At 69.7% G+C, this 19,022-nt stretch carries 18 protein-coding genes; 8 read left to right on the top strand and 10 right to left on the bottom strand.

What is annotated here, in order from left to right; genetic code table 11:
- Nucleotides 1-40 precede the first annotated feature (40 nt).
- Complete coding sequence (locus tag UWG_RS0128360) at nucleotides 41-1,030, bottom strand: metal ABC transporter substrate-binding protein (RefSeq protein WP_016910577.1); 990 nt, start codon at nucleotides 1,028-1,030, stop codon at nucleotides 41-43.
- A gap of 318 nt (nucleotides 1,031-1,348) precedes the next feature.
- Between UWG_RS0128360 and UWG_RS0128355 the strand changes: the two genes are divergently transcribed.
- Nucleotides 1,349-2,731 (top strand): glycine--tRNA ligase, encoded by a 1,383-nt coding sequence (locus UWG_RS0128355; protein WP_016910576.1) that lies wholly within the window; start codon nucleotides 1,349-1,351, stop codon nucleotides 2,729-2,731.
- 69 nt (nucleotides 2,732-2,800) lie between these two features.
- On the opposite strand, the gene UWG_RS0128350 is transcribed toward UWG_RS0128355, so the two are convergent.
- From UWG_RS0128350 to UWG_RS0128345, 3 genes are all read right to left on the bottom strand, one after another.
- Nucleotides 2,801-3,442, bottom strand: a complete 642-nt coding sequence (locus tag UWG_RS0128350; RefSeq protein WP_029391853.1) for a Uma2 family endonuclease — start codon at nucleotides 3,440-3,442, stop codon at nucleotides 2,801-2,803.
- 194 nt (nucleotides 3,443-3,636) lie between these two features.
- Nucleotides 3,637-3,855, bottom strand: coding sequence for a DUF397 domain-containing protein (locus tag UWG_RS32480; RefSeq protein WP_078495763.1), 219 nt, complete (start codon nucleotides 3,853-3,855; stop codon nucleotides 3,637-3,639).
- Nucleotides 3,852-4,700: a helix-turn-helix domain-containing protein gene (locus tag UWG_RS0128345; protein ID WP_016910574.1), complete on the bottom strand. Its 849-nt coding sequence runs from the start codon at nucleotides 4,698-4,700 to the stop codon at nucleotides 3,852-3,854. Before UWG_RS0128345 ends, UWG_RS32480 begins: the two co-directional genes overlap by 4 nt.
- A 151-nt stretch (nucleotides 4,701-4,851) precedes the next feature.
- Here UWG_RS0128345 and UWG_RS0128340 point away from each other — a divergent pair, with 151 nt between their 5' ends.
- Entirely contained in the window at nucleotides 4,852-5,286 is a 435-nt protein-coding gene (locus tag UWG_RS0128340; protein ID WP_016910573.1) for an ATP-binding protein, read from the top strand.
- Here the strand turns inward: UWG_RS0128340 and UWG_RS33250 are convergent.
- On the bottom strand, nucleotides 5,277-6,059 hold the full coding sequence (locus tag UWG_RS33250) for a 7-cyano-7-deazaguanine synthase (protein WP_016910572.1): 783 nt from the start codon (nucleotides 6,057-6,059) through the stop codon (nucleotides 5,277-5,279). The two genes, UWG_RS0128340 and UWG_RS33250, sit on opposite strands and share 10 nt — an antisense overlap.
- Nucleotides 6,060-6,598: 539 nt before the next feature.
- Nucleotides 6,599-7,258, bottom strand: coding sequence for a hypothetical protein (locus UWG_RS0128325; protein WP_157838610.1), 660 nt, complete (start codon nucleotides 7,256-7,258; stop codon nucleotides 6,599-6,601).
- A gap of 472 nt (nucleotides 7,259-7,730) precedes the next feature.
- Between UWG_RS0128325 and UWG_RS0128320 the strand changes: the two genes are divergently transcribed.
- Complete coding sequence (locus UWG_RS0128320; RefSeq protein WP_016910569.1) at nucleotides 7,731-9,236, top strand: SDR family oxidoreductase; 1,506 nt, start codon at nucleotides 7,731-7,733, stop codon at nucleotides 9,234-9,236.
- Between the two features lie 86 nt (nucleotides 9,237-9,322).
- On the opposite strand, the gene UWG_RS0128315 is transcribed toward UWG_RS0128320, so the two are convergent.
- The gene (locus UWG_RS0128315) at nucleotides 9,323-9,922 is read right to left on the bottom strand and encodes a GNAT family N-acetyltransferase (RefSeq protein WP_016910568.1); all 600 of its coding nucleotides are present in this window, start codon (nucleotides 9,920-9,922) and stop codon (nucleotides 9,323-9,325) included.
- A 608-nt stretch (nucleotides 9,923-10,530) separates the two neighbouring features.
- On the opposite strand from UWG_RS0128315, the gene UWG_RS0128310 reads away from it, so the two are divergent.
- From UWG_RS0128310 to UWG_RS0128290, 5 genes are all read left to right on the top strand, one after another.
- On the top strand, nucleotides 10,531-11,448 hold the full coding sequence (locus UWG_RS0128310; protein WP_016910567.1) for an alpha/beta hydrolase: 918 nt from the start codon (nucleotides 10,531-10,533) through the stop codon (nucleotides 11,446-11,448).
- A 74-nt stretch (nucleotides 11,449-11,522) separates the two neighbouring features.
- The gene (locus tag UWG_RS0128305) at nucleotides 11,523-12,218 is read left to right on the top strand and encodes a TetR/AcrR family transcriptional regulator (RefSeq protein WP_029391852.1); all 696 of its coding nucleotides are present in this window, start codon (nucleotides 11,523-11,525) and stop codon (nucleotides 12,216-12,218) included.
- A 188-nt stretch (nucleotides 12,219-12,406) separates the two neighbouring features.
- The gene (locus UWG_RS0128300; protein ID WP_016910565.1) at nucleotides 12,407-13,549 is read left to right on the top strand and encodes an FAD-dependent oxidoreductase; all 1,143 of its coding nucleotides are present in this window, start codon (nucleotides 12,407-12,409) and stop codon (nucleotides 13,547-13,549) included.
- A gap of 48 nt (nucleotides 13,550-13,597) precedes the next feature.
- Nucleotides 13,598-14,329, top strand: coding sequence for an alpha/beta fold hydrolase (locus tag UWG_RS0128295; protein ID WP_016910564.1), 732 nt, complete (start codon nucleotides 13,598-13,600; stop codon nucleotides 14,327-14,329).
- Between the two features lie 134 nt (nucleotides 14,330-14,463).
- On the top strand, nucleotides 14,464-15,045 hold the full coding sequence (locus tag UWG_RS0128290; protein ID WP_016910563.1) for an NADPH-dependent FMN reductase: 582 nt from the start codon (nucleotides 14,464-14,466) through the stop codon (nucleotides 15,043-15,045).
- A gap of 595 nt (nucleotides 15,046-15,640) precedes the next feature.
- On the opposite strand, the gene UWG_RS0128285 is transcribed toward UWG_RS0128290, so the two are convergent.
- From UWG_RS0128285 to UWG_RS33925, 3 genes are all read right to left on the bottom strand, one after another.
- Nucleotides 15,641-17,482: a leucine-rich repeat domain-containing protein gene (locus tag UWG_RS0128285; RefSeq protein ID WP_016910562.1), complete on the bottom strand. Its 1,842-nt coding sequence runs from the start codon at nucleotides 17,480-17,482 to the stop codon at nucleotides 15,641-15,643.
- A 203-nt stretch (nucleotides 17,483-17,685) separates the two neighbouring features.
- Nucleotides 17,686-18,669 (bottom strand): SRPBCC family protein, encoded by a 984-nt coding sequence (locus UWG_RS0128280; protein ID WP_016910561.1) that lies wholly within the window; start codon nucleotides 18,667-18,669, stop codon nucleotides 17,686-17,688.
- Between the two features lie 158 nt (nucleotides 18,670-18,827).
- Nucleotides 18,828-19,022 (bottom strand): hypothetical protein (locus UWG_RS33925; RefSeq protein ID WP_033196426.1); only part of this gene is annotated, 195 nt, incomplete at its 5' end.

Here is a 19,022-nt window from a genome sequence, read left to right as displayed (position 1 = left end):
ACGTGCGCGGCGCGGGCGGGCGCGGTGCGTGGACGCGTGGTCACCGGGCGCCGAGGGCGGTGCGCAGCGCGGAGAGGTTCTGCTCCATCACCGAGAAGTAGTCCTGCTTCTTCGGGTTCTTCAGGCTCTCCAGCGGACTGAGCACGCCTGTTTCGAGGTCGAGGTCGTTCGCGAGGGTACGTGCGGTCTTGTCGCTCGCATTGTCCTCGAAGAAGACGGTGCTGACGTCGTCCTCCTTCGCGACGGCGTGCAGCTCCTTCATCCGCGAGGCGCTCGGCTCGGACTCGGGGTCGATACCGGAGACGGCCTCCTCGTGGAGCTCGTAGCGGTCGGCGAGGTAACCGAAGGCGGCGTGCGTCGTGACGAACGTGTCGCCGGTGCGCTTCTTCAGGCCCTCCTCGAACCGGGAGTCGAGCGCGTCCAGGCGCTTGACGAGGGCCTTGGTCTTCCGGTCGTAGGTGGACTTGTGGTCGGGGTCGGCCTCGCCGAGCTTCTTGCCGACGCCCTTGGCGATCTGCGCGTACCTGACGGGGTCGAGCCAGACGTGCGGGTCGCCGCCGGTGTCGGCGTGGTCGTGGTCGTGGTCGTGGCCCTCGTGGTCGTCCTCGCCGTGGTCGTCCTCGGCGTGGCCCTCTTCGCCGTGGACGTCGCTGCCGTGCTCCTCGAGCGTGGTGAACGAGGTGGCTTCGGCGGTGTGCGCCACCTCGGACTGCTCGACAGCCTCGTCGACGGCGGGCTGCAGTCCCTTGAGGTAGACGACGAGGTCGGCCTCGCTGAGCTGCCCCGTCTCGCGGGGGCTCAGCTCGAGGTCGTGCGGCTCGGCGCCGGGCTTGGTGAGGTTGCGGACGGAGACGTGCTCGCCGCCGATCTGCTCGGCGAGGTACTCCATCGGATAGAAGGCGGCGACGACGTCCACCTTTCCGCCGTCGGAGGTGCCCGCGTCGTTCCCGCAGGCGGTGGCGGAGAGGGTGCCGAGACCGAGGGCCGCGGCCGCGGCACCCGTGCGTATGAGGCGTCGTCGAGTGTTCATGACACTCATTTTCAACTCAACTGGAAATGGTTGTCAAATTGAGGATCGATCCCGATCACCGCGTATGGCAAGCGAATTCAGCGCGTGCGCATTCATGAGCACATGGTCGTGGGTCGGCGGCGCGGACTCCGTGTGCGACCCTGTCGGTACGAGCCGCGCAGTCGCGCGGACCGCTCGGGAGGGCACACCGCGACGGCGCCGCAACACCGCCGCCACGGGCGCCGATCCGGCGGCCGAAGAGGGGCGCCCCGATTTGATCCGCACCCCGTGCTCGTTAGTAATCTGAGGCATTCCGTCGTCGTTAATGAAGAGAGCACCGTGGCCGCCGACAAGATCGACACCATCGTCAGCCTGAGCAAGCGCCGTGGCTTCGTCTACCCGTGCAGTGAGATCTACGGCGGCCAGCGCGCCGCGTGGGATTACGGCCCGCTCGGCGTGGAGCTCAAGGAGAACATCAAGCGCCAGTGGTGGCGCTCCATGGTCACCTCGCGCGACGACGTCGTCGGTATCGACTCGTCGGTGATCCTCGCCCCCGAGGTCTGGCAGGCGTCCGGCCACGTCTCGACCTTCACCGACCCGCTCACCGAGTGCACCTCCTGCCACAAGCGCTTCCGCGCCGACCACCTCGTCGAGGCGTACGAGGCGAAGCACTCGCGCGAGCCGGCGAACGGTCTCGCCGACATCAACTGCCCCAACTGCGGCAACAAGGGCGGCTTCACCGAGCCCAAGCAGTTCTCGGGTCTGCTCTCGACCCACCTCGGCCCCACCCAGGACTCGGGCTCGCTCAGCTACCTGCGCCCCGAGACGGCCCAGGGCATCTTCATCAACTTCGCGGCGGTACAGCAGACTTCGCGCAAGAAGCCCCCGTTCGGCATCGCGCAGCTCGGCAAGTCCTTCCGCAACGAGATCACGCCGGGCAACTTCATCTTCCGCACGCGCGAGTTCGAGCAGATGGAGATGGAGTTCTTCGTCCAGCCCGGCGAGGACGAGCAGTGGCACCAGTACTGGATGGAGCAGCGCTGGGCGTGGTACCGGGACCTCGGCCTCCGCGAGGAGAACATGCGGTGGTACGAGCACCCGCAGGAGAAGCTCTCGCACTACTCCAAGCGCACCGCCGACATCGAGTACCGGTTCAACTTCGGCGGCAGCGAGTTCGGTGAGCTCGAAGGGCTCGCCAACCGCACCGACTTCGACCTCACGGCCCACTCCCAGGCGTCAGGCCACGACCTCTCCTTCTTCGACCAGGAGGCAGGCGAGCGCTGGACGCCGTACGTCATCGAGCCGGCGGCCGGCGTCAACCGCGCCATGCTCGCCTTCATGCTCGACGCGTACATCGAGGACGAAGCCCCCAACGCCAAGGGCAAGTTGGAGAAGCGCACCGTGATGCGCCTCGACCCGCGCCTCTCGCCCGTCAAGGTCGCCGTCCTCCCGCTCTCCCGCAACGAGAAGCTCTCCCCGAAGGCCCGCGGCCTCGCCGAGACCCTCCGCAAGCACTGGAACATCGACTTCGACGACGCCGGCGCCATCGGCCGCCGCTACCGCCGCCAGGACGAGATCGGCACCCCGTTCTGCGTCACCGTCGACTTCGACACCCTCGACGACAACGCCGTCACCGTCCGCGAACGCGACACCATGAAGCAGGACCGCGTCTCCCTCGACCAGATCGAGGGCTACCTCGGCAGCCGGCTGCTGGGCTGCTGAAGCGGTGTTTCGGCCCGGCACTCCGGTGGGGTGCCGGGCCTGTTCTGTGCGCGTTCCGTGGCTGCCGGGCTATCCCGACTCCGGTGCTGCCTCCGGGAGTTCGCCGAACTCCGCGGTGTCGAGCTCGAAGTCGAACGGTGCGGGGATGTGCAGCTTCTCCCCGTAGGGCACGGTGCTCCGCTCGGCGTAGCCCTCGGGCGTCGGCTGCCAGAAGACCGTCGCCGTCGCGTCCGCGGCGTGGAGAACGAGGTGGACGGGTACGCCCGCGTGCCCGTAGACGCGGAGCTTGTCTCCCCAGTCGGTTCCTGCGGTGGAGGGAGAGGTCAACTCCGCGACGAGCGCCAGCGAGGCACCGTCCAGCAGGCGGTCGGCTGTACGGAAAACCTCGCGGTCCACGACGTATGTATCGGGGCCGTACACCCGGTCCTGCTCGGGGAAGGCGAAGAGGAACGGGCGGCTGCCCACCGTGTGGCCCTTCGGCAGATGCGGTCGGAGTTGCTCCTCCAGGTGCTCCATGGCGAAGTGGTAGTAGCCGCGCTGGAACGGCGACATGACGATGTTCCCCCCGATAATCTCCGTCCTGTAACCGTCCGGCACCTTCATCTCCAGCAACGTCCGGCACAGCTCCTGGAAGCTGGCAGAGCCGCTCCAGGGCCGTATGCGCTTACGGGGCTCTTCGGTGGAGCTTCGTCGTTCCAGCATCACAGTCATGGTGAGCCCTTCTTTCGATACGAGCCAGGCGACATCCAGGCTAGCCACAACCTGTGACAATCCCACTCCGGTGTGCATTCACTGAAGCGTGAGCAGCAGGCTGACGGACACCACACTGCGCTAGAGCCTCCGGATGCACGTAGCTTCCTTTCGTCAACTGCTCCCCAGTTGAGGGTGGTTGAGGGCGGCCTCCGCTACCCGGAGCCGGGATCATCAGCCGTACACGCTGCCCTGAGGTGGGTGGTGAAAGCCGCCCAGGCATGCCGGGAGACCTGGAGGGGGAGTCGCTTGACGTTCTTCGAATCTCTTACGCGTACACGGGGCACAGGCGGCGCGGTCACTTCTACGCAGTTGTCGCCGTCACTGCCGCTGTAGCTGCTCTTGCGCCACTCCTCGTGGGTTCTGGTACTCACAGCGCTCCTCGCATCTCTTCCAGAAGGCTCACGGTGGCCCGGTGGTCCATGGCCTGTGCCCGCAGCTTCCCATAGCGTTGGAGTAGAGCGCTGACCTCTTGCGGAGCAGTGATCAGATTGCTGGAGCGGTGGCCTTCCGTATAGCCGATCCAGTCGTGGGTCGGCGTTTCAGCGATGTACATTTGACCGTCATACCCCGCGTGGTCCTCCTGTTGTAGAGGCATCAGTTGGATCTCCACGTTCGCCCTTGTGCCGAGGGACAGAAGATGATCGATCGCGTCCGCCGTGATCTGCGGCCCACCCATGTGGCGTTCGAGAACTGCCTGCTCGATCACGAAGCTGAAAAGAGTATTCTGGCGTTCTTCCATGAGCTTCTGTCGCTTCAGCCGAGCGGTAATTTGACGTTCAACCTGGGTGTCGCTCAACGGCGGCAGACGCCGCTCAAAGATGCGTCGGGCATAGGGCTCCGGTTGCAGCAGTCCGGGAAGCACGCGGCACTCGTATGCGTACAGGCTGACGGCGTCCTCCTCAAGTGACGCCCAGTGCTGGAACCAGGAAGCCAACCCGGGCCGCCGACGCAGGCTCCTCCCCGCAGCCTCAAGTACCTTGACGGCGAGCTGCCCCAGAGCCTCCTCCGCTCGCACGGGAAGGTCGCTCGGCGGGTACCGCTTCCCCTGCTCGATCTTGGCGATGTACGGCGCCGAGTACCCGACGAGCGGGCCGAATTCCTCGCGCGTCAGGCCCGCTTCGTCGCGCAGGGCTCTGAGGACGGCCCCGAACGTCCGCAGACTGTCCGAGAGTTGGGGTTCACCGGGCTGTGTGGTGGGGCCGTCGTCCGACGCCATCGTCGTCCGCCTTCCGTGCACTGTGCGATCCGCTTGGACCACCCATGGTCACCCTCGGCGATCAGCCCGGTCCACTGAGTCGGAGATACAGCGCGATCTGTATTCCTCTCGGGCCTGTAGCGGCTACGGTGGACGGCCGAATTCTGGTCCCATGCACCGTTCGCAACCCCAACCCCTCAACACCGCAAGGGTGTTCGTCCAGAAATTCTCCGCCACCCCCCGCGGCGCCAGACTCGCCCGCCATCTGACCGCCTGGCAGCTCGACACCTGGGGAATCGCCTACGACTCACCGCTCTCCGAGAACGCCGTCCTCCTCGTCGCCGAACTCACCACCAACGCAGCCGTCCACGGCCGCGTACCGGGACGCGACTTCGAACTCCGGCTGTCCTGGCAGAAGTCGGCGGGCGTCGTCCGCCTCGAGGTGAGCGATACCCACGAGTCCCTTCCCTCGCCCCGCACCCCGGGCCCGGAAACGGAGGACGGGCGGGGGCTGTTCCTCGTGGAGGCGCTCGCGGCTCGGTGGGGCGTGTGCGGGCGGGTGGGGCCGGGGAAGACGGTGTGGGCGGAGGTGGCGCTTCATCCCTGACCAGGACGCACCTCCCCGGCCTGAGCCCACTCCACGAACTGCCGCAGTTCGTTCCGGCCTTTCTCGACTACGCCCGTCAGCGCGGCAGCGTCGGCGTCAGGCGGTAGCGGAGTGTCAGTCACGAGGTCGACTTCGGTGAACTCCCTGTCGAGCCATCGGCGGAGAGCCGACCAGTGCTCCGTCCCACTCTCGATTCCGTTTCTCCAGGGGTCGGTCAGGTACTCGGTTCGATCGTCACCGAACGTGTGCAGCAGGCTGGATCGGCGGACCAGGCAGGGGAAGCAGGCGCCGCAGTGCGCCGCATTGCTCGAGCCGAGGCGTCGCCGAGGCGAGGCGCCGCAACTGACAGTCGACTCCTGCAACTGTTGCCCAGCCGATGCCGCCGCGCGGCATACCTCGGCCTTGGTCATCATGGCGAAAGGGTTCTCGACGCGGACCGGTTGCTCGCCTTCGGCTATTTCCTCGATGAGCCGGTTCAGCTGATGGAGCGTCCACGGATGCACTGAGCGGGTCGAGAGGGAACCGGTACGCGACGCGGTGAGTGGGGGGTTGAGTGCGAGCTGCCCGTTTTCCGGTACGCGCACCACATTCGCCGATTCGGCCGCGGCGGCGTGGACGGCAGTCGCCAGGTAGAGCAGCCCCCGGGAGCGTGTCGAGTACTCGCTGCCGCACCCGCGAACGCGGTGTACCGTCTGGCTCTGCGTGTCCTGGAGGACCGGCTTCCTGGGCCGATTCCCCATGCATTCGAGTAGATGGTTCTGCTCATTGGTCACGCGTTGCTCTTCGAACATCACGAGGTGCAGAGGAAGTGCGGAAGGCGCGACGGTGCGTTGCCATGCCCAGCTGAAGGAATCCAGACCGCCGGAGAAGAGCGCTACTTCGGGGCAGCGTGCAGGCGCGATGGGGAGACGCTGCGGTATGGCTGGTCCCGGTCCTGAGCGGGTGAATTCGAGCTCCCACGCATCCCCTGTCGTCGTGGAGAGGAGGGAGGTGAGGACCGGGCGGACTGCCGCCCAATGGTCCGGAGCCGAGACAGGCACGCGGAGATGCAGGTGCCTCGTCCACTCGTCGTATGTCTTTTCGCGGATAGCGCGTTTGTCGACGGCGAAGACGGCACGTGCCACACGCTGGAGATCGCGTGCCCATTCCGGAGGCGAGCCCAGATAAGGGCGCCGGTCCGGTTCCCGTGACTCACGTTCGGCGAAGTCGTTGTCACCTATGGGTCGCCAATCCCCGCCGTGCGGTGGGGAATCGTTCGGATGTGTGAGCCACACGAAACGCGCGTACGCACCACTCATTCTCGTTTCCTCACCTAGAGAGCCGTGTCGATCTTCGGCTCGTTGGGGTCGGCCAACCCCAATGCCCGGAGGGCCGTCTGCGGGACGAGTTTTTCCGCGCGCTCCGTGAGGGAGTCGGCGAGTTGGCCTTCCGGGTCACCGAAGAATTCGACGGCATCCTGCGTTTTCTGTGCCGCTTCCTCGGCGTGCCGGGCCTCTGCGCACGGATCGGGAAGCAGGTCCACGATCTTTCCGGACACGCTCTCGGTGAACTCCTCCTCGGCTCCGAACATGAGGGGGATAGGTAGTGCCAAGCTGATCTGCTCGGCGACAGCCATGCGGAGGAACTCGGCTACTACGTCGCCAAAGAACAGCCGGTAGAGGTAGCAGAATAATTCGCCGGAGAAGACACCGCGACTGCTGCCGGTTTCCGAAACGTACCTTGCCAGGAGCCGGTTCGCTGAGGAGTGTGCCGCGCGGCGTACCGCCGCGTCCGCGAGGGTGCCGCCGGTACCGCCGACGGCCGCGATGAACTGCGCCACCTCCTTCGGTTCGGCAGGGATCGGCTGCCCCACGGTGACAGCCCTCGTGAGCCTCTCCCCGGCCTCCACCGTCACACTCAAAAGACCGAACTCGTTTCGGTTCTTGCGGAGTGTTTGGTGCAGTGTGTCGATGTTCAGTTGTGCCGCAGCCACCAAACTGTCGGATGGGCAAGGGTGCTGCGAAGCTGCCCGCTTGAAACTGTCTCGTGCTAGCTCCCATCGGCGCCGGTCGCAAGTTTTCGACGCACCTCGCGGTCCCCGCCATGCCCGCGACGTCCCCATGCCCACCTCCGAAAGCCGCTCGCAAGCCTGCGGCGTGCGGCGCTACAACAGCAGCAGGTGGCGTGTGGTGGTCGCCAGGACGCGACTCGGCCATCCGCGTGCGCCGCGGCTGGTCACGCAGCGCGGGCGCCGGCCAGCACTGTCGCTCTCCCACGCGGCTGGAGGGACGCATGCGCCGCAGGACGGTCGCTTCCCGTCACGGCACTGTCCGCTCGGCTCGGCCGGATGTGGCAACCCCGCACCAGGACGGCCCCGCCGCGGCGCCTCGATACTGCGGCGCACATAAGCTCCCGGACGCGCGGCAGGGTGTGTCGTGCCGACAGGCGGCGGAAGGCATCCACGCATGGCCCAGACCGAAAAAGCGCGCCCCCTGTGCCTGGTGACCGGGGCGAGCGGGTACGTCGGGGGACGGCTCGTGCCCGAGTTGTTGCGGGCCGGGTACGCCGTGCGGTGCCTGGTGCGTACGCCGCGGAAGCTGCGGGATCAGCCGTGGGCGGAGCAGGTGGAGACGGCGCAGGGGGACGTCACCGAACGGGGGGACGTGGAGCGGGCGTTGGAGGGGGTCGACGTCGCGTACTACCTGGTGCACGCGCTCGGGTCGGGGAGCGACTTCGAGGAGACGGACCGCCGGGCGGCCCGTGCCTTCGGGGAGGCGGCTCGTCTCGCCGGCGTCGGGCGGATCGTGTACCTCGGAGGGCTCACCCCTGCGGGCGTCCCCGAGTCGGTGCTGTCGCCGCATCTGCGGTCGCGGGCCGAGGTCGGGCGCCGGCTTCTCCGGTCGGGCGTGCCGACTGCGGTGCTGCGGGCGGCGGTTGTCATCGGGTCCGGGTCCGCCTCGTTCGAGATGCTGCGGTATCTCACGGAGCGGTTGCCTGTGATGGTCACGCCCAACTGGGTCGGCGTCCGGGTGCAGCCGATCGCGGTGCGGGACGTGTTGCGCTACCTGGTGGGATGCGCCCTGCTGCCGCCCGACGTCAGCCGGGCGTTCGACGTCGGCGGGCCCGATATCCTCACCTATCGGGAGATGATGCAGGGGTACGCCGAGGTCGCGAGGCTGCCGCGGAGGGTGATCGTGCCCGTTCCCGTGCTGACGCCGAAGCTCTCCAGCTACTGGGTCGGGCTCGTCACGCCCGTGCCCGCGAGCATCGCCAAGCCGCTCACGGAGTCGCTGCGCCACCCGGTCGTCTGCGAGGAGCACGACATCGCGCGGTACGTGCCGGACCCGCCGGGCGGCCGCATCGGCTTCGTGCACTCCGTCGAACTCGCCCTGCGCCGGGTGCGGGAGGCCGACGTGGCGACGCGCTGGTCGTCGGCGTCGACGCCGGGCGCGCCCAGCGACCCGCTCCCCAGCGACCCCGGTTGGTCCGGCGGCAGCCTCTACACGGACCGGCGGGCGCGCCGCACTTCTGCCTCGAGTGCCGCGCTGTGGCAGGTGATCGAGGGTGTCGGCGGGGAGAACGGCTGGTACTCCTTCCCGCTCGCCTGGTCGGTGCGCGGTTTCCTCGACCGGCTCGTGGGCGGCGTCGGGCTGCGCCGCGGGCGTCGGGACCCGGAGCGCCTGCGCGTCGGCGACTCGCTCGACTTCTGGCGCGTCGAGGAGGTCGATGCCGGGCGGCTGCTCCGCCTCCGTGCGGAGATGCGGGTGCCGGGGCTCGCCTGGCTCGAACTCCGGGTCGCACAGGACCGGTCGGGGCAGACCGTCTACGCGCAGCAGGCCGTCTTCCACCCGCACGGGCTGGCGGGGCACGCGTACTGGTGGGCGGTGTGGCCCTTCCACGGTGCCGTCTTCGGCGGAATGGCGCGGAACATCGTTGACGCGGCGGAGCGGGCGGACCACCGGCGCCGGTAGGGCCAACGCCGGGCGACGGGTTGGTGGTTGTCCGAGTGCGTGTGCCACGGCTGCACCGGGTGCGCGCCCCGTCGGAAGCGCTGGCCTCAGCCCGGGTTCGGCTCCCGCCGCATGCACCAGGTGAGCGGCCCGCCCTCCGGGAGCTCGACCTCCGCCGTGACGGCGAAGCCGAGGCGTCCGTAGAAGCGGAGGTTCGCCTCGCTCGACGTCTCCAGGAAGGCGGCGTCCCCGGCTCTGTCGGCCGCTTCCAGGCCGGGGGCGAGGACGGCCGAGCCGAGGCCGCGTGCCTGCGCCGCGGGTGCGACGCCGACTGTGGCGAGGAACCACGTCGGCTCCGTCGGCCGGTGCGGTGCCAGTGCGGCTTCGGCCGCCTCCGCGGCGCCGGCGCGGTCCCCGGCCAACTCGACGGCGAGCGGGGCGACTTCGGCGAGCGCCGGGAGGGCGTCCCGTTCCGGCGTCGTCCACGCGGCGACGGCGGCGCCGCCTTCCGCGACCCACACGCGGCCGCACGCCATGCCGACGCGTACGAGGAAGAGTTCCTGGAGGCGGCCCACGCGCTCCCGGTGGCCGTCGGCCGAGACGGTGTGCCGGGTGAACGGGTAGTCGGCGAAGGCGTCGGTGAGCGTCTCGACGGCCTGCGGGATGTCCTGCGGGGTGGCCGGGCGGACGGGGAGGGGGTGGGACACGGAAGCTCCAGGAGTGCGGTGGCGTCGCCGGCTCAACGTCTGCCGGGAACCGGCTGTTCCGTAGCCGGGTGTCCGCAGCGGTCGGGGGCGTAACCGCCGGCCGTCGGTGTGGCGGTTCCGCCCCGGTGAACCACCGTGCGGTGCACGGCGGTTCGCCGACCGAGGCGCCGGCCGACGCGAGCCGGTGCGGGCGCGTCGGCGGTGCCGACGTCTTCCTCCGGGCGGCGGGCGCGGTCGCGAGGCCGGGGTTCGGCGCCGATGAACTCTCCGAGCATCACCGGGAGTTGATCACGGGTCGCCATGTCCGGGTACGGCAGCTCGGGCCCTTACCACGACAAGCGCGCGTACGGGGCAGACCGGCCTCGCCCCCGTCATGGGGACGCCCGACTCGCCCGCGAAGACCGGCATCCCCATCGCCGACCCAGCCGCGGGCATGTACGTCTTCTCCGCGGAGGTGCGACGCCGTCGCGGAGTGGATGGGCCATCGCCCTGCACACGGCCAAGGGGGACACCGCCGGCCCGCTCGGCAGCGGGCCGTCCCGTGGCGGAATCGGCGGCCGCCGGTCAGCGATAGCGTGGAGTTGAGTCACGGGTGACGAGGAGGACGCGTGCGGTTCGCATTGGACGCGCTCTTCGCTGACGTGCCCGCGGAGCAGATCGATGAAGCTCACGACTTCTACAGGTCGAGGACGGCAGGCCGTGGCCCCGGCACGCTGGAGGAACTCAAGCGAGCCCGAGCGAAGAGGTCCGCACCCGCTGCCGCCGATCCGCCTGCCGTCGAAGAGACGATCGAAGCCGCGGAAGCGCGCGTCCCTGTCCGGATCTTCACTCCTGCCCACGGTCCGCCGCGGGGCGTCCACCTGGACATACACGGCGGCGGCTTCTACATGGACTCCGCAGCGCACGGCGACATGCGCAACCGCGAGCTCGCGGACGCCCTGCACATCGCCGTTGTCGGCGTCGACTACCGGCTGGCCCCTGAGCACCCCTGGCCGGCGGCACCCGACGACTGCGAAGCGGCGGCACTCTGGCTCGTCGCAGAAGCCGAAGCCCGCTTCGGAACGTCCCGATTGGCGATCGGCGGGAGCTCCGCAGGAGCCACGCTCGCCCTGGCGACCCTGCTCCGGCTGAGAGACAGAGGTGCCGTCGGCCGATTCACCGGCGCGGCACTCCAATTCGGGACCTACGACTTGAGCGCGCGCACCCCGGCCGGTCGCCGCATCGCGGACGAATACTTCCTCCAGGCGTACGTGGGCCACGTGGAAGACCGCACCGATCCCGACATCTCTCCCCTCTACGCCGACCTTCGCGGGCTACCGCCGACGCTGCTGATCGTCGGAGGCGCGGACGTACTGCTGGAAGACAACCTCGCGCTGGCAGGCCGGTTGTCGGCGGCCGGCAATGACGTCGAGCTCCGGGTCTACCCCGAGTCGCCCCACGGCTTCACGGGCCACCCCACGGCGATGGCCAGGACGGCGCTCGGCGGCGCCAACTCCTGGCTGCGCGACCGGATTACGCGGTCGTAGGGACCGGCCGCGATCGTCGAAGGAGCCCGGTCTCAGGCGCCGGCCACCGCGAACATGTTCCTTACGATCGGGTCATGACTGCGAGAAGAGAGCCGCTCAGCCGCCGGGAGCGTCCGGCGAAGCCCGCCCTGTCCCGGCGCTGGATCGTGGACACCGCCGTGCGGATCTTGCGGGCGGAGGGGCTGGGGAAGGTCACGATGCGCCGCCTGGCGCAGGAGTTGGACACCGGACCGGCGTCGTTGTACGTCTACGTCGCCAACACCGCCGAGCTGCACGCAGCCGTGCTGGATTCCCTGCTCGGCGAGGTCGACCTGACCGGGCGGGACGGTGGTGAGGGGTGGCGTGAGCAGCTTCGTGCCGTCGTGACGTCGTACACCCGGGTGCTCTTCGAGCACCCGCAGCTCGCGCGGGCCGCGCTCGTCGCCCGCCCGACCGGCGAGAACTATCTGCGCCTGGTGGAGCGCATCCTCGATCTCCTCTCCCGGAGCGGCGCCGGTCGCGAGCAGGTCGCCTGGGGGTTGGACAAGCTGCTCCAGGACGCGACAGCCACCGCCGCCGAGCAGTCGACGCGCGAGGACGATTCCGCCTTTGAGGACGACTGGGACGCCATGGTGCGTGCGCTGCACGCCGCGGACCCGGCCACGCAGCCGGCGATCAACGCGCACATGCCCGCCCTGGTCGGCGGCTCGGTGTCGGACAGGCTCCGCTGGAGCTTCGACGTCCTCGTCAACGGCATCGTGCACACGCCTGTCCCGGGCGCAGCGGACTGATCCTCCCGGGGCCTCGGGGGCGAAAGCGGACGATCGAACTTGTTCGCAACGAACATGTTCGTTACCGTGGGCGGAGTGAATGAGGTATCCCTTGCCTCCGCGCCGCGCGGCCCCCGCAAGGAGCCTCGCGGCGTCGCCGGTGATGACTCGGCGCACCGAGGTGTTCCCCTACAGCTTTCGGAGGCCCCATGAGCACCAGCCATCCCCCGATCGCGATCATCGGCGCAGGTCTTGGCGGCCTGATCGCCGCCCGCGTCCTGCACGTCAACGGCATCGAGTCGGCGATCTTCGAGAGGGAGGCGTCAGCGACGGCCCGTACGCAGGGCGGGATGCTCGACATCCACGAGGACAGCGGGCAGAAGGCCCTGCACGCCGCCGGCCTCCACGACGGCTTCCTCGAGATCGTCCACGAGGGCGGTGAGGCCATGCGCCTGCTCGGCCCGGACGGCACCGTGCACGTGGCCGAGGAAGACGACGGCTCCGGCGACCGGCCGGAGGCGGACCGCGGCGACCTCCGGGACCTGCTGCTCAACTCCCTGCCCGACGGCACGATCCACTGGGACCGCAAGGTCACCGGGGCCCGGGCGCTGGGCGACGGGCGCCACGAGGTGACGTTCGCCGACGGCTCCGCCCTCACCACCGATCTCCTGATCGGCGCGGACGGCGCCTGGTCCCGGATTCGGCCGCTGGTCTCGGCCGCCGAGCCCGCCTACACCGGCGTCTCCTTCGCCGAGAGCGACCTGTTCGACGCCGACACCCGCCACCCGCGCAGCGCCGCGGTCGTCGGCGGCGGGTTCTTCATCGCGCTGGGGGACGAACGCGGATTCCTCGCGCACCGGGAGAGCGACGGCAGTCTCCACGTCTACACGGCGCTCAAGGTCGACGAGGGCTGGCCGGACACGGTCGACTTCACCGACCACGCCGCCGCCAAAGCCGCCGTCCTCGCCCACTTCGAGGGTTGGGACGACGGCCTGCGCGGCCTGGTCGCCGACGCGGAGACGCTCACCCCGCGCCGTATTCACGCCCTGCCCGTGGGGCATCGCTGGGACCGGACTGCGGGCGTGACGCTGCTCGGTGACGCCGCCCACCTGATGTCCCCCTTCGCGGGAGAGGGCGCCAACCTCGCCATGCTCGACGGCGCCGAACTCGCCCTGGCCATCGCCGCACACCCCGGCGACACCGAAGCCGCCCTGGCCGCGTACGAGGAGGCTCTCTTCCCGCGCAGCGAGGCGTCCGCCACCGAGTCCGCCGCCAATCTGGACACCATGTTCGGCGAGCGGGGCCTGGAGGAGATGGTCGCGTTGTTCACCTCGGGCCCGGCAGCCCACTGAAGCCCGCTCGCACGGCCCTCGCTTCCTCAGCCTGGAGGACCCTTGACGATGCCCCTTGGGTGCACCTTCCCGCTACGGCCCGGCCTGGACCTCGAACTGCGCGAGGCCGGCAAGGGCGGCAGCCCGGTCCTCGTCCTGCACGGCGGCCCCGGCCCGTCCAGCGTTGCGGTCCTGATCGACCATCTCGCGCCGGATCACAGGGTGTTGGCGCCCACCCATCCCGGCTGGGACGGCACCGTACGGCCTGACGATCTCGACTCCGTGCCCGCGCTCGCCGCTTGCTACCTGGACCTGCTCGGCCACCTCGGGCTGAACGACGTGACGGTGATCGGCACGTCCTTCGGCGGCTGGGTCGCCACCCGGACCGTTCTCGACGACCGCGAAAGCCGGATCTCCCGACTCGTCCTCATGGACGCCATCGGCCCCGTCATACCCGGCCGGCAGATCACCGTGCCCACCGGGCCACCGGCTCCGGCGCCGCGGGGCGGACCGCCCGCAGAGCCGATGGCCGCCATGCGCGCCTACGCCGGGCCGGCCATGGCGGACGCCGGCATGCTGCCCCGCCTTTCCACCGTCACCTGCCCGGTACTGGTGCTCTGGGGCGCCGACGACACAGTCGTCACCCCCGAATTCGGCCGCGCCTACGCCGCGGGATTCCCCCATGCACGGTTCGAACTCGTCCCCGGCGCCGGACACTTGCCCCTCCGCGAGAAGCCCGAGAGGGTCTTCGCGCTTCTCGACTCCTTCCTCGCCCACCGAACCCAGTCCACCGGCCACTGAACCCCTGCCACCCGGGCTCCCCTTCCGCCGGCCGACGTCGGAGTTGTTGTCGGCGAACGATTGATCACGCACGGTCGCGGACCGATCGGCGCCCAGAGCGGAGAGCCACCCGTTTTTTCCACACAGGAGGCACGATGACGAAGATCGCGATCATTCTCGGCAGCGCACGCACCGGACGTGCCGGCGAACGCGTCGCACAGTGGGTTCTGGAGCAGGCCCAAAAGCGTGGCGACGCCGACTACGACCTGATCGACCTCGCCGAGGTCGACCTGCCGCAGATCGACGAACCGTTCCCGCCTGCCATGGGCCGCTACACCCACCCCCACACCCGGCAGTGGGCCACGACCGTCGCCGCCTACGACGGCTACGTGCTCGTCACACCCGAGTACAACCACTCCTTCCCCGGCGTTCTGAAGAACGCTCTGGACCGCGTCTACGCCGAGTGGAACAACAAGGCCGTCGGCCTTGTCTCCTACGGCTTCGACGGCGGCGTGCGCGCCGTCGAAGCCCTGCGCCCGGTCCTGGGTGCCCTGCAGCTCGCGGACGTCTCCGCGACCGTCACCTTGGACCTGCGCACCGACTTCGCCGACTTCGGTGCCACGTTCACCCCCGGCGATCACCAGGGCCCCGCTCTCACAGCGATGCTCGACCAGCTCCTGTCCTGGAGCAATCTTCTCGCCCGGACCCGCAACAGCCCACTCCCGGCTGCTTCCTGAAGCACCTCGCGCACGGCCTCGTCTGCCGGCCCGGTGTCCAGCCCGCTCCGCGCGTCGGCGAAGAGCTGCGCCTCGCGCGCGAGCGGGGCCGGCCGCACCCCCGCCACCCGGAGAGCCGCAGCACGGATGAAAGGTCGGCAATGGCCGACTATCGGATGGACCCGACACTCACCCTCGGACCGGTCGCGCTGACGGTGGCCGACCTGGCAGGCAACGTGCGCTCCTGCACACGGGTCGCAGGCCTCCTGGAGCGCCAAACGCAGCGAGTGCAACTGGGCGTGGAGGGAGGGGTGTTGGTCGACCTGCACGAGGGCCGGGGCTGCCGCGCCACCGCCCTCCAGCGCGGGACTCAGCCATTTCGCCCCCACTCGTGCCCACCAGGGCGGACGTGGCCCGCTTCGCCCAGCGGCACCTGGACGCAGGACTCGAAGTCGACCCGCGCGACCACCCTCCGCTGCGTCCGCATCCTCACCGCCGTCGAGTCCGGGAGCGGCCGGGTCGCGGCCGGGCGCCGGGCCCGCCGCAAGGCCCGGCGGCGAACCGCCCTCCGCCGCCCAGGAGTCGAGGTGCCGTGCGCCGGGAACCTGCGGCGCCCTCATACGACGGTGACCTCGACCCCGCGCTTCCGGAGCCGGTCCGCCACGATCCCGAACCTGTCCCCGTCGTGGCCGACGCTGCCCCTTACGGACAGCTTTTCCAGAGCCGGTGCGTTGAGCAGCGCCTCGATGTTCTGCGCCTGGCGGAGCTGCGACAACTTCAGGTCTCTGAGGGAGGGGAGGGTGCCGAGAGCGCCGAGGTCGGTGAGCGGCGGGCCGCCGTTGATGCTGAGGTGGTCGAGGCCGGTGAGATCGGTGAGAGGGGAGAGGTCCTTCCACTTCAGGTAGCCGAGGGTGAGTCTGGTGAGCGGCGCGGCCGGCAGGTCCTCGACGAGAGCGCAGCCCTCGACCTTGAGGTCGCGCAACTGGGGGCACTTGTCCAGAGGGCGCAGGGACGCAACGTTCGGCAGTCTGAGGAACTCGGCCTTCTCGACGGGTGTGCCGGCGACACCGTCGAGCGTCTCGATGCTGCTGTCGGAGAGCTCGAACGTGTGCAGGTTCGTCAGCCCGCTGAGGTCTCCCAGGTCGGTGAGGCTCGGCAGGGACTTCAGGCGGAGCGTGCGCAGTGCGGGGAGGTCGGTGAGCGTGCCGAGGGAGCGCAGGTTGTCGCAGACGCCCACGTCGATCCGGTGCAACTCCGCGTGGTCTCCCAGACTTTCGAGCCCGGTCAGCCCGGGGAGGCGTCCGAGGGACAGGTGCTTCAACCGCGGCACGACGTCGAGCGGTGCGAGGTCGTCGACCTCGGGTAGCTGGTTGAGCGTCAGGAAGTCGACCGAGGTGAGCGCCGACAGCTCCGAGAAGTCCTGGAGCGCGTCGCAGGTGGAGAGCGAGAGCCGCTCCAAGGAACGTGTTCCGATTCCGGCGAGGGTGGTGAGCCGGTGGCACCGTTCGACGTGGAGCAGCTTCAGCCCGGTGAGCGGGGCGAGCCCCTCCAGGTTCCGCAGCGATGTGCATCCCCTGATCCAGAGCAGGTTCAGGTGGGGATGGGCTCCCAAGCCGCTCAAGGTCTCCAGCCGGGAGCACTCCGTCATCTCCAGCCGGTGCAGCTCCGTCATTCCTTCGACGCCGTGCAGGCTGCGTAGCTGCGTGCACTTGGTCACGTCGAGGTGGGTGACGGAGGGGAGGTCGCCCAGCCCTGCCAGGTCGGCGATCGGTGTCCGGGCGAGATCGAGCCTGGTGAGCTGCCGTAGGCCCGACAGCCCCTCGACGCTCTGCAGGCCGCGGCAGCCCGCGAGGTTCAGCGTCTCGAGCGCGGGGAACGCCGAGCCGAAACCCTCGACGGAAGTCGCCCCGCTCAGGCTGAGGTCCAACGTGCGCAGCCGGTGCAGGGGGAGGAGCGCCTTCGTGTCCGTCACGAAACGGCACTGGACGAGGTTGAGGTGCACGAGTCCGGCGAGGGCGCTCAGCGGGGCCGCGTCCTCGATCTTCGAGCAGCCCTCCAGATCGAGATCGGTGAGACCGGTCAGTGCGCCGATCTCGGTGATGTCGGTGACCTTCTTCGAGCGGAGCTCCAGCCTCCGGAGCATGGTGAGGTGCCGCAGCCCGACGAGCGAGGCGCACCGGCTCAGCCGCAGCTCCTCCCGGCCCTCGCGTGCGAAGGCGGGGGCGAGCAGGACGGCGGAGAACACGTCCGGATCGGGGGACTGCGACCACAGGCGCAGCAGAGTCTCGGAGGCGAGGCCCGCCGTGGGCTCGTACGCGGCGGCGAGCGCGACCGCTTCCGCGTCGTCCATGAGCGGTACGAGCTCCCGGACCGCCTTGCGGGCCGAGGCCCGCGTGGCGTCGTTCAACTCGGCGCGGAGCGCGTCGAGTCGGGGGTTGGTGCCGCGGCCTGTGTTCATGGAGGCAACCTATCCGCCGCCTCTGACAAGCGGTGGCGACTGCGACGCCGGCCGGTGGGGAGTGGTCGTCCGCCGTGTCGGAGGCGGTCGGGGCGTGGGTGCCCGCGGTCACCGGGAGCGACGTGGCGAGCGGCGGGCCGGTGCCGCGCCCGACCGTCGGGGTCGGGCCGCGACGCCCGTGACCCCCTTGCGGGCGGAGAAGGTCACCGACTCCCGCGGCTTTCCCTCTCGCGGTCGTCGTTGCCTTGCCGCTCGTCGTCCCGGTCGTCGTCCTCGTCCCGGTCCTGGCTCCGGCCCTCGCCGTCCCCGTCGCCGCCCTCGCCCTTCTCCTCCGAGAGGGCGTCTTCGTGGCTGCGGACGACCTCGCCGTCGCGGATCTCGCCGCGCCAGCCCTCCGTGTCCTCCTCGGCGCCGATGGTGACGTAGCGCTGGAAGTGCTTGAGGTCGAGGCGGACCCTGCGGCCCTGTGCACGCCAGAAGTTGGCGGTCTTCTCCAGGAAGCCGGAGGGCGTGTACTCCATGACGACCACGATGCGGGTGAGGTCGGGCGCGAGTTCGTGGAAACTGATGACGCCCTGGGTCGTCGCCCTGTCGCCCTCGGTCGTCCAGGAGATGCGCTCGTCGGGGATCTGCTCCTGGACCGTCGCCTTCCAACTGCGGTTCGACGGGCCCACCTTGAGCTTCCAGTTCGAGGTGACGTCGTCGTCCTCCTTGGAGGCGTCGGTGACGCCCTTCATGAAGCTGCTGAACTCCTCGAACTCCGTCCAGCGGTCGTAGCAGACGCGGATCGGCAGACCGATGTCGAGCGTCTCGATGATCGTCGTGACCTTCTTGTCGCCGATCTTTCCGCTTGCTTCCTCCGACGAACCACCCTTGCCCATGGCGTCCTTCGCTTTGCCGACGACCGCACCCGTGGTCTTGTCCTTGGCCTGCCCCAACTGCTTGCCGCCCTCCGAGGCGGCCGCCTTCGCCGGTGACTCGCCGCCGAGCATCCGCGAGCCGGCGCGGGCGACGGGGCTGTCCTCGCCCGCCTTCTCCGTGAGGTCCCGGGTCAGGTCCGTGACCTTCTGCTCCACCGCCTTCACCAGCTTCTCGGCGCGCGCCTCCGCATGCTCGACGACCGCCTTGCGGAGCCGGGCGAGGCCCGAACCCGACTCCTTCTCCTGCCCGTTGCTGCTGCCCGCCATCTCGCTGCCTTTCGCCCGCAGGTACCGGATGCTCTCGACGACTTCGCCCTAACGGTCCGAGGCCGCCTTCTCCCTGGGCTCGCCCCGGCGACCGCCCGGGCCCTCTCCGGGGCCCGGCGAGGGCGGGGTGGGCGGGGTCGGCTTGGTGGGCCTCGTCCTCAGGCGCTCGCTCGCCTGCCCGCGCGACTCCTCGCGGCGGCGTGCGCCCCCTTCGGACCTGCGACGTGGTGCGCCGTCTCGCGAACTGCCGCGTGCGGGGCGCTCCTCGCGGCGGTCGCTGCCGCGGTCTTCGCTTCGTTGCTCTCGGCGTTCGTCGTCGCGGTCTTCGCGTCGCCTGTCGTCTCGTTCGCCGC

Source organism: Streptomyces xiaopingdaonensis, from assembly GCF_000262345.1.
Classification (GTDB): domain Bacteria; phylum Actinomycetota; class Actinomycetes; order Streptomycetales; family Streptomycetaceae; genus Streptomyces; species Streptomyces xiaopingdaonensis.
This window is presented reverse-complemented; position numbering and strand designations above follow the sequence as displayed.

What these genes read in the sequence shown, in the direction of transcription:
- UWG_RS0128300 (WP_016910565.1), top strand. Translation starts at nt 12,407, where the DNA reads ATGAGCACCAGCCATCCCCCGATCGCGATCATCGGCGCAGGTCTTGGC.
- UWG_RS0128285 (WP_016910562.1), bottom strand. Translation starts at nt 17,482, where the DNA reads ATGAACACAGGCCGCGGCACCAACCCCCGACTCGACGCGCTCCGCGCC.
- UWG_RS0128360 (WP_016910577.1), bottom strand. Translation starts at nt 1,030, where the DNA reads ATGAACACTCGACGACGCCTCATACGCACGGGTGCCGCGGCCGCGGCC.
- UWG_RS0128295 (WP_016910564.1), top strand. Translation starts at nt 13,598, where the DNA reads ATGCCCCTTGGGTGCACCTTCCCGCTACGGCCCGGCCTGGACCTCGAA.
- UWG_RS0128320 (WP_016910569.1), top strand. Translation starts at nt 7,731, where the DNA reads ATGGCCCAGACCGAAAAAGCGCGCCCCCTGTGCCTGGTGACCGGGGCG.
- UWG_RS0128340 (WP_016910573.1), top strand. Translation starts at nt 4,852, where the DNA reads ATGCACCGTTCGCAACCCCAACCCCTCAACACCGCAAGGGTGTTCGTC.
- UWG_RS0128280 (WP_016910561.1), bottom strand. Translation starts at nt 18,669, where the DNA reads ATGGCGGGCAGCAGCAACGGGCAGGAGAAGGAGTCGGGTTCGGGCCTC.
- UWG_RS0128350 (WP_029391853.1), bottom strand. Translation starts at nt 3,442, where the DNA reads ATGACTGTGATGCTGGAACGACGAAGCTCCACCGAAGAGCCCCGTAAG.
- UWG_RS0128345 (WP_016910574.1), bottom strand. Translation starts at nt 4,700, where the DNA reads ATGGCGTCGGACGACGGCCCCACCACACAGCCCGGTGAACCCCAACTC.
- UWG_RS0128290 (WP_016910563.1), top strand. Translation starts at nt 14,464, where the DNA reads ATGACGAAGATCGCGATCATTCTCGGCAGCGCACGCACCGGACGTGCC.
- UWG_RS0128305 (WP_029391852.1), top strand. Translation starts at nt 11,523, where the DNA reads ATGACTGCGAGAAGAGAGCCGCTCAGCCGCCGGGAGCGTCCGGCGAAG.